10 protein-coding genes and 1 tRNA gene are annotated in these 11,968 nt (G+C 70.5%); 8 read left to right on the top strand and 3 right to left on the bottom strand.

What is annotated here, in order from left to right; genetic code table 11:
* Nucleotides 1-264: 264 nt before the first annotated feature.
* Together SACHA_RS0106725 and SACHA_RS23320 are read left to right on the top strand one after the other, a co-directional pair.
* Nucleotides 265-456, top strand: a complete 192-nt coding sequence (locus SACHA_RS0106725; RefSeq protein WP_019808207.1) for a helix-turn-helix transcriptional regulator — start codon at nt 265-267, stop codon at nt 454-456.
* 237 nt (nt 457-693) lie between these two features.
* Nucleotides 694-1,869 (top strand): tyrosine-type recombinase/integrase, encoded by a 1,176-nt coding sequence (locus tag SACHA_RS23320; RefSeq protein ID WP_232211827.1) that lies wholly within the window; start codon nt 694-696, stop codon nt 1,867-1,869.
* A gap of 156 nt (nt 1,870-2,025) precedes the next feature.
* Here SACHA_RS23320 and SACHA_RS0106715 read toward each other — a convergent pair.
* Nucleotides 2,026-2,098: transfer RNA gene (locus SACHA_RS0106715), tRNA-Arg, on the bottom strand.
* 292 nt (nt 2,099-2,390) lie between these two features.
* Between SACHA_RS0106715 and SACHA_RS0106710 the strand changes: the two genes are divergently transcribed.
* Entirely contained in the window at nt 2,391-3,311 is a 921-nt protein-coding gene (locus SACHA_RS0106710; protein WP_019808203.1) for a cation diffusion facilitator family transporter, read from the top strand.
* Between the two features lie 55 nt (nt 3,312-3,366).
* Here the strand turns inward: SACHA_RS0106710 and SACHA_RS0106705 are convergent, their stop codons facing one another.
* Nucleotides 3,367-4,335 (bottom strand): DUF305 domain-containing protein, encoded by a 969-nt coding sequence (locus tag SACHA_RS0106705; protein WP_019808202.1) that lies wholly within the window; start codon nt 4,333-4,335, stop codon nt 3,367-3,369.
* Nucleotides 4,336-4,338: 3 nt separating this feature from the next.
* Nucleotides 4,339-5,169 (bottom strand): DUF3105 domain-containing protein, encoded by an 831-nt coding sequence (locus SACHA_RS0106700; protein WP_019808200.1) that lies wholly within the window; start codon nt 5,167-5,169, stop codon nt 4,339-4,341.
* 122 nt (nt 5,170-5,291) lie between these two features.
* On the opposite strand from SACHA_RS0106700, the gene argS reads away from it, so the two are divergent.
* The 5 genes from argS to thrB all read left to right on the top strand — a co-directional run.
* Nucleotides 5,292-6,947, top strand: coding sequence for an arginine--tRNA ligase (gene argS / locus SACHA_RS0106695; RefSeq protein ID WP_020628604.1), 1,656 nt, complete (start codon nt 5,292-5,294; stop codon nt 6,945-6,947).
* 126 nt (nt 6,948-7,073) lie between these two features.
* Entirely contained in the window at nt 7,074-8,513 is a 1,440-nt protein-coding gene (gene lysA / locus SACHA_RS0106690) for a diaminopimelate decarboxylase (RefSeq protein ID WP_019808197.1), read from the top strand.
* A gap of 179 nt (nt 8,514-8,692) precedes the next feature.
* On the top strand, nt 8,693-10,000 hold the full coding sequence (locus SACHA_RS0106685) for a homoserine dehydrogenase (RefSeq protein ID WP_019808196.1): 1,308 nt from the start codon (nt 8,693-8,695) through the stop codon (nt 9,998-10,000).
* The gene (gene thrC, locus SACHA_RS0106680) at nt 9,997-11,115 is read left to right on the top strand and encodes a threonine synthase (RefSeq protein ID WP_019808195.1); all 1,119 of its coding nucleotides are present in this window, start codon (nt 9,997-9,999) and stop codon (nt 11,113-11,115) included. Before SACHA_RS0106685 ends, thrC begins: the two co-directional genes overlap by 4 nt.
* A gap of 118 nt (nt 11,116-11,233) precedes the next feature.
* Nucleotides 11,234-11,968, top strand: a 735-nt coding sequence (gene thrB / locus SACHA_RS0106675) for a homoserine kinase (RefSeq protein ID WP_019808194.1), incomplete at its 3' end; no start/stop codon positions are given.

The following is an 11,968-nucleotide window of genomic DNA, read 5'->3' as shown; positions in this document are numbered from 1 at the left end:
CTACACCGCCCGCACACCCAACACCACGAACCAAACGAACTAACGAACAAACCCACTGACCAGCACAAACACCGCCGCAGCAGGCCGCATTAGTTCGTAGCCCACGAACTAATGAACCGCCGACACCCGGCGAATCCGCAGGTCACAGCATTCCTTCGTTAGTTCGTTTCCTTCGCCACGCTCTCACCCGGTTCCGAAGGGAGTCGCCATGTTCATCGCCGCCGCCGTCCGCTGTGACCACACCGCGCAGGGAGCACGCCCCGCATGAACAGCACGCACACGCACCTGACCGTGACCGCCGTCTGCGAGGAACTCGGCATCGCCCGATCGACCTTCTACGAATGGCGCGCCAAAGGCCGCGCGCCCCGCTGCATCAAGCTGCCCAACGGCGAGATCCGTATCCGCCGTGGTGACCTCGACACCTGGGTCGAAGACCTCTACGAGGAGGCCGTCTAAGTGGCACACTCCTACCGCGTCCGAATCTGGAGTTTGCAAACGCGGAAGAACAGCAACGGCAGGATCACGAGCTACCGAGTCCGCTGGCAAGTAGGCGGTACGGAGTTCGCCGAGTCCTTCAAGACCCGCGCCCAGGCGGACAGCTTCCGTGCGGACCTCGTCTCCGCCCAACGGCGTGGAGAGTCGTTCGATCTGCCGTCCGGCCTACCGTCCTCGGCGGGCCGGACGGCAGAGGACATGTCCTGGTTCGACTTCACACGCGAGTACGTGGACATGAAGTGGCCCGACCTCGCAGCGACGGCTCGACAGACGGTGGCCGAGTCATTGATCAGAGTGATGCCCGTCTTCACCCCAGCGGGTCGGAACGCGCCGGAGCCGCACGAGGTTCGGTCAGCACTCCGACAGTGGGGATACAACACCGGGCTTCGACAGTCGGAAGAGATTCCCGCGGACGTACAAGCGATCCTTCGATGGTGCTCACGCAATACAACGTCGGTCCGCACGGTGCAGTCCCCCGATGTCCTCCGAGAGCTGCAACGCGCTGTCACCCGGCGTCTGGACGGGAAACCGTACGCCCCGACCGTCGCACGCAAGACACGTTCAGTGCTGTGGAACGCCCTCGACTATGCCGTGGAGCGGAATCTCATCGACACCAACCCGTTGGCCACCGTGAAGTGGACGGCGATGCCGAAGGGCAGGAGGAAGGTCGACAGGCGTGCGGTACCGAATCCGATGCAGGCACGGGCACTTCTGGCCGCCGTTGGCGAGACGCTCCGCAGTGGTCCGAGGCTGGTGGCGTTCTTCGGGGCGATGTACTACGCCGCCCTCCGCCCGGAGGAGGTCGCAGCGCTGACGAAGCGGAATCTCTCGCTCCCTGAGCCGAGGTTCAACAGCGAGGCGGGACAACGTGAGTACGGCTGGGGAGAACTGCATCTCGGCGATGCGAATCCGCACGTGGGTGCGCGCTGGACCGACTCCGGACGCCCGCGGGACCAGCGGCACCTCAAATCCCGGGCGGCAGGGGAGGGCCGTGCAGTGCCGTGTCCCCCGCCTCTCACAGCACTGCTGTGGGAGCACATCGACACCTACGGCTTCGGGGAGGGCGGCCTCGTGTTCCACGGAGAGCGTGGAGGCGAGATTCCCATGATCACGTACACCCGAGTGTGGCGTGCTGCCCGTGAACGGGCACTGACTGCGGAGGCGCAGACGACGCCGCTGGCGCGTCGACCGTACGACCTCAGACACGCCGCTGTGAGCACGTGGCTTGCCGCTGGGGTGGATCCTGCGAGGGTCGCGAGCTGGGCGGGGCACTCGGTCTCGGTGCTGTACGAGATCTACGCCTCGTTTCTCGACGGTGGCGAGTCGGCTGCGCGTCAGCGCATCGAGGCGGTACTGGGGACCGGGCCGAGGTGAGAGCCGGCTCTCTGTCCTGCGGGGCAGTGTGGCCGGGCATTGGCCGGAGCCAGCCGTAGAGTACGGGAGTTGACCGGACACAATCGGACACCGAAGAAACGAGCCCTGACCTGCGTGTCCGCTGGTCAGGGCTCGTTCTCTATGGTCAGCATCGGGCGCCCTCGGCAGGATTCGAACCTGCGACACCTGCCTCCGGAGGGCAGTGCTCTATCCACTGAGCTACGAGGGCCCATCGCCGTGCGACACGAGAAGCGTACCGCACGGCCCGGGCGGGGGGTGCGGGCGGGGGTCGGTCCGGCCGCTCCCGCGGGTGGGTGGTCCGTGTGCTCCGCGCTCCGCCGGTTCGACACTCCGAGTGACCGAGCGGGTACGTTGCGTTTACCGAACGGTGTCCGCGGGAAGCAGGTCGTACGGTGGGCGCGTGGCGTGAGTCAGGGGAGCCTCACCTCACCTCGCGATGTATTGCAATCATGCGCATGTCGCTATATGTTCGCGACGGGGCGAAGGAAGGAGGCACGGGCATGGGGCACGGCCACGACCATGTCGCGGTCCCGCGGTCCGACAGCGCGTCCGGCAAGTACGTGCGGAACCTGGCAGGGGCGCTCGCCGTCGGTGTCGTGTTCCTGGTCGTCGAACTCGCGGTGGGGTTGGCGACGTCGTCGCTGGCGCTGCTCTCCGATGCCGCGCACATGTTCACCGACGTTCTCGGCGTGGGGATGGCGCTGGCCGCGGTTGTCCTCGCCGGGCGGAGTGGGCCGACGTTCACCCGCACCTTCGGCCTCTACCGGGGGGAGGTGTTCGCCGCGCTGGTGAACGCGGTGCTGCTGTTCGGGGTCGCCGGGTACGTCCTCTACGAGGCCGTGTCCCGGGTCGTCGATCCTCCCGAGGTCCCGGGCCTGCCCGTGCTGCTCGCCGCGGCGGGGGGACTCGTCGCCAATGTGGTGGCGTTCCTGCTGCTGCGCAGAGGGGCGGAGGAGAGCCTCAACGTGCGCGGCGCCTATCTGGAGGTCCTGGCAGATCTGATCGGGTCGCTGGCCGTGCTGGCGAGCGGGGCGATCACCCTGCTCACCGGGTGGCGTTACGCCGACCCGATCGCGGGTGTGGCGATCGGGCTGTTCGTGCTCCCGAGGACGGCGGTGCTGGCCCGGCGTGCGTTGCGGATTCTCTTCCAGCACGCGCCGCGCGGCATCGACGTCGCCGGACTGAACACCGCACTGCACGCGCTGCCCGGCGTGGAGGACGTGCACGACCTGCACGTGTGGACGCTCACCTCGGGGATGGAGGTGGCCTCGGCCCATCTCACGGTCGGCCCCGGCACCGAGACGGAGCCGGTGCTCCGGCGGGCCCAGCAGTTGTTGTCCTCGCGCTACGCGATCGAGCACGCCACGCTGCAGGTGGAGCCACGCGAGTCGGCCGAGCGCTGTGCCGAGTTGCCCTGGTGACCGGGCGCGCGGCGACACTCGGTCGGCGTGGTCGTCCCAGGCAACGGGCGGCCGGTCAGGGGAACGGCAGCGGCTCGGCGCCGCGCTCGGTGAGCATCGTGTGCATGAGGTCGACCTCGGCGCCCTGAACGTCGAGCATGCTCTGCGCGAGCATGCGCACCGCCCGCACCTCGGCGTGCTCGACGGCGTACCGCGCCATGTCGACGCCACCCTGGTGGTGCCGCAGCATCAGCTGGAGGAAGTAGACGTCCAGCTCCTCGCCGGACAGCGACCGCATCCGGGCCAGCTCGTCCTCGGTCGCCATCCCCGGCATCAGGGGATCTCCTGCGGACCTCGGTGCGTGCCCGTCCCCGTGCGCCCCGCCATCGCCGTGCGTATCGCCATCGCCGTGCGTATCGCCATCGCCGTGCGTATCGCCATCGCCGTGGGCACCGCCGTCGCCGTGGGCACCGCCGTCGCCGTGGGCACCGCCACCTTGGCCGGACATCCACGTCATCGGTTCACCGACGGCCTGCTCCGGTTCGCCCCACAGCATGAGCCAACCCTTCATCCGGCCGATCTGCTCCTGCTGTGTGCTCCCGATGTCGAACGCGAGCTGGAGGACGGCCCGGTCCTCACTGCGGTCGCGTATCCAGTTCGACATCGTCACGGCCTGCACGTGGTGCGCCGCCATGTCCTGGGCGAAGCCCACCGAGACGGGGTCGGCCCTCGCCGTGCCGGACGCCGCCGTGTCGGCCCCGTCCCGGTTCTCGGCGAGCAACATCCCGCCGGTCGCGCCGACCAGCAGGAGGGCGACCGCCAACGCTCCGGCGATCACCACGCGCGACCAGGTCGGTGCGCCCGCCACACCGGAACGTGCCGTCCCGGAATGTCCGGACTCCGCCGTCTCGTCCGATCGGGCCGTCTCCGACTCCGCCGTCTCCGACTCCGCCGTCTCCGACTCCGCCGTCTCCGGGTGCGCCGCCTCGTCCGACTCCGTCCCGAGGCCGTGCCGGGTGTCGTCCGGCTCCTCCTGTCCGGTCACCGGTCAGCCTTCCGTGGTCCCGCCGGGCTGCTGCCCGCGGCCCATCTGCCGGGCGGCGTCCGAGCCGTCGTAGTCCATCGGCTTGGCGTCCGGCCCCGGCGGCTCCGCGTTGAACGGCGGCGGGTTGTCCGGGTCGAACTGGCCCGGCCCGAGCGCGTCGCAGGAGGCACCCACCTCGGGGTAGGTGTTCGGGTTGCGGCGCAGTGCGGCGATGAACTGGTCGATGCGTTCGTCGGTGACGCTGTCGACCTTCAACTGGTGGCCCCAGGACTGCAGCGAGATCGGGGAGTCCAGGCCGGGGTAGGGCGACATCATGGTGTAGGGCTTGCCCTCCACCCGCAGTTTCAGGGTCTCCAGGTCCTCACCGGTGACCTTCTCCGGGTTGTAGGCGATCCAGACGGCGCCGTGCTCGAGCGAGTGCACCATGTTCTCGGTCCGCACACCCTGCTCGTAGACGGTGCCGATGCAGGCCGCCCAGACACCGTCGTGCGGGCCGCCGAACGGGGGTGTCCGGTCGTAGGCCACACGTTCGGTCGGCAGCACGTGCGCACCGCCCTCATAGGTCTCCGTGACCACACCCTCGATGTCGGTGGAGGGGTCCGGGTTGTCCCGCGACGGGGCGAACGACGCCTCGGCCGAGTCCTCCCGTTCCCGCTGGGCCCGCTGGTCCCCGGAGGCCACGTAGTAGTAGCCGAACACCGTGGCGGCCAGCAGGACGATGGCCGCGACCGCGCTGATCGTGCCCCACGGGACCTGCTTCTTGGCCGCCACCGATCCCCGGGCCGCCGAGACGGCGCTCTTCGGGGCGCCCTTCTTCCTGCTACCGCTGGCCATGGCTCCTGTCGTCTCCGTTCGGCTGCCGTCGCGCACGGCGACGTCGTCCCCGCTCGTGCAGTGTAGTGATGCTCCCGACGGTCGGTGTCATCGGACGCGGCGGACGGACTTACACTCGCCTGGTGACCCCTGCCGCTCTCGCCGACCTCGTCCGTTCGTCCGCCGTACGTGTCCTGGCCGACCGTGGCCTCGACCACAGTGCGCTGCCCGAGCGTGTCACGGTCGAGCGACCACGCAACCCCGAGCACGGGGATTACGCCACGAACCTGGCCCTGCAGGTGGCCAAGAAGGTCGGGTTGGCGCCGCGTGAACTGGCCGAGGCGCTCGCTGATGTGATCTCGAACACAGACGGGGTGGAGTCCGCCGAGGTGGCCGGTCCGGGCTTCCTCAACCTGCGGCTGGCCGCGGACGCCCAGGGGGAGATCGTGCGTCGCGTGCTGGAGGCGGGTGCCGCGTACGGCCACGGCACGACGCTGGCCGGGCACCGCATCAACCTGGAGTTCGTCTCCGCCAACCCGACCGGCCCGATCCACCTCGGCGGCACCCGGTGGGCCGCGGTGGGCGACGCGCTCGGCCGGGTGCTGGCCGCGCAGGGCGCCGAGGTCACCCGGGAGTACTACTTCAACGACGCCGGCGCGCAGATCGACCGGTTCGTGCGGTCGCTGACGGCCGCGGCCCGCGGCGAGGACGTCCCCGAGGACGGGTACGCGGGTGCCTACGTCGACGACCTCGCCGCCGAGGTCGTGCGCAAGGAGCCGGACGTGCTCGCCCTGCCCGGGCCCGAGCGGGACGAGGTCTTCCGCAGGCTCGGCGTCGGCCTGATGTTCGACGAGATCAAGCGCAGCCTGCACGAGTTCGGCACGGACTTCGACGTGTTCTTCCACGAGGACTCACTGCACTCCTCCGGTGCGGTGAGTGACGTGGTCGGGGAGCTGAAGCGGGCGGGCAGCCTGTACTTCGCCGACGAGGCGTGGTGGCTGCGCTCCACCGAGCACGGGGACGACAAGGACCGTGTGGTCATCAAGTCCGACGGCGACCCGGCCTACATCGCCGGGGACCTGGCCTACCTCCGGGACAAGATCAACAGGGGGTTCGACCTCTGCCTCTACATGCTCGGGGCCGACCACCACGGCTACGTCGCCCGCCTCAAGGCGGCCGCCGCCGCGATGGGGCACAGCCCGGACACCGTCGAGGTGATGATCGGGCAGATGGTCAACCTCGTCAGCGGGGGCGAACCGGTGCGGATGAGCAAGCGCGCGGGTACCGTCGTGACGCTGGAGGATCTGGTCGAGGCCGTCGGCGTGGACGCCGCCCGTTACGAGCTGGGCCGCTACTCCGTCGACTCGACGATCGACATCGACCTCGACCTCCTGCGCAGGCACACCAACGAGAACCCCGTGTTCTACGTGCAGTACGCGCACGCCCGGCTGGCCTCGTTGCAGCGCAACGCCGCCGAGCTGGGGCTCGCCCGGCGTCCCGACGCCGACGTCGGGCTGCTGACCCACCCCAGAGAAGGGGATCTGATCCGCACGATCGGGGAGTTCCCCGATGTATTGACAAAGGCGGCCGAGTTGCGCGAACCGCACCGTGTCGCCCGGTACCTGGAATCGCTCGCGTCGGCCTACCACAAGTTCTACGACGTGGCACGGGTGCTGCCCCAGGGCGACGAGGAGCCGACCCCGCTCACCGACGCCCGTCTCGCCCTGTGTGAGGCCGCGCGTCAGGTCCTGGCCAACGGTCTCGGACTGCTCGGCGTGTCCGCACCGGAGCGGATGTAGCCGACGGCCGGGGCGAGGCCCGGTACCGGGCGGGCACGGCGGCGTAGCGTCGACACCGTGGCCGAGTCCGTAGCATCGCGTGGCGCGTGCGCGCGCCGCGCGCGTTCGCCGTAGAAGGAACAAGCAATGTGCGCACACCCCGCGGGGCCCCGGCACGCGGAGGTCCACCCGCACGTGGACCAGGCCGGGTTCCCGCCGTCCACACCGGAGGAACTGGACCGGCTGTATCCGAAGGTCTGGCCCCGCAACACCTACCGCGCGCCCGACGGTGTCGTGCGGATCGCGGGCGTGGACGTCCGCGAGCTCGCCCGCATCTACGGCACGCCGCTGTTCGTCATCGACGAGGCCGACTTCAAGTCGCGCTGCGCCGAGTACGCCGAGGCGTTCGACGACCCCGCGCTGGTGCACTACGCGGGCAAGGCGTTCCTGTCCACCGAGATCGCCCGGTGGGTGGCGGCGCAGGGGCTGAGCCTGGACGTGTGCAGCGGCGGGGAACTGGCGATCGCGGAGCGCGCCGAGTTCCCGCCGGAACGCATCACCTTCCACGGCAACAACAAGTCGAGCGCCGAGCTGGACGCCGCGGTCGGGGCCGGGGTCGGCACGGTGGTGCTGGACTCGTACCACGAGATCGCCCGGCTGGCCGACATCGCGGAACGGCACGGGGTGACCCAGTCGGTGCTCGTGCGGGTCACCGTCGGTGTCGAGGCGCACACCCACGAGTTCATCGCCACCGCGCACGAGGACCAGAAGTTCGGCTTCTCGCTCGCCACGGGTGAGGCGCACGAGGCGGTGCGCCGGGTGTTCAACACGTCGTCGCTGCGGTTGTCGGGGCTGCACAGCCACATCGGCTCGCAGATCTTCGACACCGACGGTTTCGAGGTCGCCGCACGGCGGGTGGTCGGCCTGCTGGCGGATCTGCGCAAGGAACACGGCCCGGAGCTGCTGGACCAGCTCGATCTCATCGATCTCGGGGGTGGGTTCGGGATCGCCTACACCGACCGGGACAACCCGCCGCCGCCCGCGCAGATGGTCACCCAGATCCGGGAGATCGTGCACAAGGAGTGCTCCTTCGCCGACCTGCCGGTGCCGAGGATCGCGGGGGAGCCGGGCCGGGCGATCGCCGGTCCGGGCACCGTGACGCTGTACGAGGTGGGCACCATCAAGGACGTCGCGCTCGGCGACGAGGCGGTGCGCCGGTTCGTCAGCGTCGACGGTGGTATGAGCGACAACATCCGGACCGCGCTCTACGACGCGGCCTACGACTGTCGGCTCGTCTCCCGGTCCAGCGACGAGGGGCGGCCGGGGACCGTCGCCGCCGCGCTGTCCCGCGTGGTGGGAAAGCACTGTGAGTCCGGTGACATCGTCGTCCGTGACTGCTGGCTACCGGACACCCTGGCCCCTGGCGATCTCGTCGCGGTGGCGGCCACCGGCGCGTACTGCTACTCGATGGCGAGCAACTACAACCGGCAGCCACGCCCCCCGGTGGTCGCGGTGCGCAACGGCAACGACCGGCTGCTGCTGAGGCGGGAGACGAACGAGGACATGCTTCGACTGGAGGTGTCGTGAGCGACGATGTTCGGGGCGCTCACGAAAGCCGACCGGGTGCGGGTGTCCCGCAGAGCACTGGAGGTGTCGTGAGCGACGATGTTCGGGGCGCTCACGAAAGCCGACCGGGATGGGCCCCCGCTGCGGCACAATCATCGGCCGCAGTAGGGGAGGGTGTCCCGCAGAGCACTGGAGGTGTCGTGAGCGACGATCGCGAGGCGCCCGTGAAGGTCGCGCTGCTCGGCTGCGGCACGGTCGGCGGTGAGGTGACGCGGACCCTGCTCGAACACGCCGACGAGCTCGCGGCGCGGATCGGTGGCCCCGTCGAGCTGGCCGGTATCGCGGTGCGCCGCCCGGACAAGCATCCGGAACTGCCGCAGCACCTGCTGACCTCGGACGCGGGCGCGCTCGTGGAGTCCGATGTGGACCTCGTGGTCGAACTGATCGGCGGGATCGAGCCGGTGCGCGGCTGGCTGTTGACGGCGCTGCGCAAGGGGAAGTCCGTGGTGACCGGCAACAAGGCGCTGCTGGCCGAACACGGCGCGGAACTCTCCGCCGCGGCGAACGAGTCCGGAGCGGACCTCTACTACGAGGCCGCGGTGGCGGGTGCCATCCCGCTGCTGCGCCCGCTGCGGGAGTCCCTGGCGGGGGACCGGATCACCCGTGTGATGGGGATCGTGAACGGGACGACCAACTTCATCCTGTCCGCCATGGACTCCACGGGCGCCAGCTACGGCGAGACACTGGACGAGGCGACCCGGCTCGGCTACGCCGAGGCGGACCCGAGCGCGGACGTCGACGGGTACGACGCCGCGTCCAAGGCCGCGATCCTGGCGTCGCTGGCCTTCCACACCCGGGTCACGGCCGCCGACGTGCATCGCGAGGGCATCTCGGGGATCAACTCGTCGGACATCGCGGCGGCGCGGCGGCTGGGCCGGACGGTCAAGCTGCTCTCGATCTGCGAGCGGGTCGAGAACGAGGACGGCTCCGAGTCGGTCTCGGCCCGTGTGCATCCGGTGATGATCCCGCGCGGACATCAGCTGGCGGGCGTCGGCGGTGCGATGAACGCCGTCTACGTGGAGGCGGCGGCCGCGGGCGAGCTGATGTTCTACGGTCAGGGTGCGGGGGGTGCGCCGACGGCCAGCGCCGTGCTCGGTGACCTCGTGTCCGCCGCCCGGAACCGGGTCGCGGGCGGCCGTGGTCCCCGGGAATCCGCCCACGCGGCGCTGCCGGTGCGTCCGATGGGGCAGACCCCCACTCGGTACCACATCAGCCTGGACGTCGCGGACCGGCCGGGTGTGCTGGCGCAGATCGCCCAGGTCTTCTCGGTGCACGACGTGAGCATCGCGGCGGTGCGGCAGCGCGACAAGCACTCGACCGCGAGCCTGGTCGTGGTGACGCACTCGGCCCCGGACGCGGCCCTGCGGGCCACGGTCAACGAGATCGGCAAGCTCGATGTCGTCCGGGAAGTGGTCAGTGTGATGCGGGTGGAAGGCGAGGAATCGTGAACAATCCCGGCGAGAGCGGCGCGGACGACACCGCCGCGCAGGACCGTGGACGCGGGGCCCGGCCGGGCTGGCCCGGTGTCCTGGCCGCCTACTCCGCGCGGATCCCGATCCCCGAGGGCGCCGAGATCGTCACCCTCGGGGAGGGCAACACGCCGTTGCTGTCCGCTCCGCACCTGTCCGAGCTGACCGGGTGCGAGGTGTACCTGAAGGTCGAAGGGGCCAACCCGACCGGGTCGTTCAAGGATCGCGGGATGACGCTGGCGATCACGCACGCGAAGGCGAGCGGACTGCGGGCGGTCATCTGCGCCTCGACCGGGAACACCTCCGCCTCGGCCGCGGCCTACGCCACGCGCGCCGGACTGACCACCGCGGTCCTGGTGCCCCAGGGCAAGATCGCGATGGGGAAGATGGCGCAGGCCGTCCTGCACGGCGCGCGCATCCTGCAGATCGAGGGCAATTTCGACGACTGCCTCGAACTCGCCCGCAAGACGGCGACGGACTACCCGGTGACCCTGGTCAACTCGGTCAACCCGGTACGGCTGGTGGGACAGAAGAGTGCGGCGTGGGAGATCTGCGACGTGCTCGGCCACGCGCCGGACATCCACTGTCTGCCGGTGGGCAACGCCGGCAACATCACGGCCTACTGGCGCGGCTACCGCGAGTACGCGGCGGACGGACTGACGGACCGGGTGCCCCGGATGTTCGGGTTCCAGGCGGCCGGGGCCGCCCCGATGGTCAGCGGCGAACCGGTCGCCGACCCGGAGACGGTCGCCACCGCGATCCGCGTCGGCAGTCCCGCGTCGTGGGACTCCGCCGTGGAGGCGCAGACCGCCAGCGGCGGCCTGTTCGACGCGGTCACCGACGAGCGGATCCTGGAGGCGTACCGGTTGCTGGCCGGCCGGGAGGGTGTGTTCGTGGAACCGTCCTCGGCGACCGGGGTGGCAGGTCTGTTGAAGACCGCGGCGGACGGCAGGCTCCCCCGCGGGGCGACCGTCGTGTGCACGGTGACCGGGCACGGACTGAAGGATCCGGCCACCGCGTTGGAGAACAGCGTGGAGGTGGAACCGCTCGCCGTGGACCCGCGCGCCGTGGCCGCCGCGCTGGAACTGTCGTGACACCACGTCCCGGCCGGGCCTCGTCATTCCGGGACCCGGTGTTCCGGGACCCGGCGTTCCGGGACCCGGAGGACGGGAACACGTGAGGACCGCACGGCCGAGTGGGGAGAGGGACCGCGTGAGATACACGATCACCGTGCCGGGGTCGACGGCGAACCTCGGCCCCGGCTTCGACACCTTCGGTATGGCGCTGGGGCTGTACGACGTCGTCGAGGTCGCCGTCACCGGGTCCGGTCTCGCGATCGAGATCCGCGACGCCGGGGCGGGGGACATGGCGGAGGTTCCCACGGACGACACCCACCTGGTCGTGCGCGCGTTGCGCCGGGCCTGCACCTATCTGGGGGTGGACGTGCCGGGGCTGTGGCTGCGCTGCCACAACGCCGTCCCGCACTCCCGGGGCCTCGGGTCGTCGGCCGCGGCCGCCGTGGCGGGGGTGGCCGCGGGATACGCCCTGGCGGGCAAGGATCTCGACGACACGGCGCTGCAACTGGCCGCCGAGTTCGAGGGGCACGCCGACAACGCCGCCGCGAGTCTGCTGGGCGGGTTCGTGGTGGCCTGGCAGGACGAGGGGGCGTTCCACGCCCAGCGGCTGACACCGCACCCGTCCCTGAGGCCGGTGGTGGCGGTCCCGGACGACCGCTCTTCCACGGGGCGGACGCGGGGGTTGCTGCCGGAGACCGTCCCGCACGCGGACGCCGCGTTCACCGCGAGCCGCAGCGCGCTCGCCGTGCACGCGATCACCACGCGCCCGGACCTGCTGTCGGTGGCCACGCAGGACCGCTTGCACCAGGACTACCGGGAACCGGCGTTGCCCGCCACGGTCCGGCTCGTGCGCGCGCTCCGGGCCCGTGGC

Source organism: Saccharomonospora halophila 8 (assembly GCF_000383775.1).
Taxonomy (GTDB): Bacteria; Actinomycetota; Actinomycetes; order Mycobacteriales; family Pseudonocardiaceae; genus Saccharomonospora; species Saccharomonospora halophila.
Note: the sequence above shows the minus strand (reverse complement) of the source record. Positions and strands in the feature narration are given on the sequence as shown.

Bases quoted from the DNA above. Each gene is read 5' to 3' on its own strand.
- SACHA_RS0106700 (WP_019808200.1), bottom strand. From the start codon at position 5,169: ATGGCCAGCGGTAGCAGGAAGAAGGGCGCCCCGAAGAGCGCCGTCTCG.
- lysA (WP_019808197.1), top strand. From the start codon at position 7,074: ATGTGCGCACACCCCGCGGGGCCCCGGCACGCGGAGGTCCACCCGCAC.
- SACHA_RS0106710 (WP_019808203.1), top strand. From the start codon at position 2,391: ATGGGGCACGGCCACGACCATGTCGCGGTCCCGCGGTCCGACAGCGCG.
- SACHA_RS23320 (WP_232211827.1), top strand. From the start codon at position 694: ATGTCCTGGTTCGACTTCACACGCGAGTACGTGGACATGAAGTGGCCC.
- SACHA_RS0106725 (WP_019808207.1), top strand. From the start codon at position 265: ATGAACAGCACGCACACGCACCTGACCGTGACCGCCGTCTGCGAGGAA.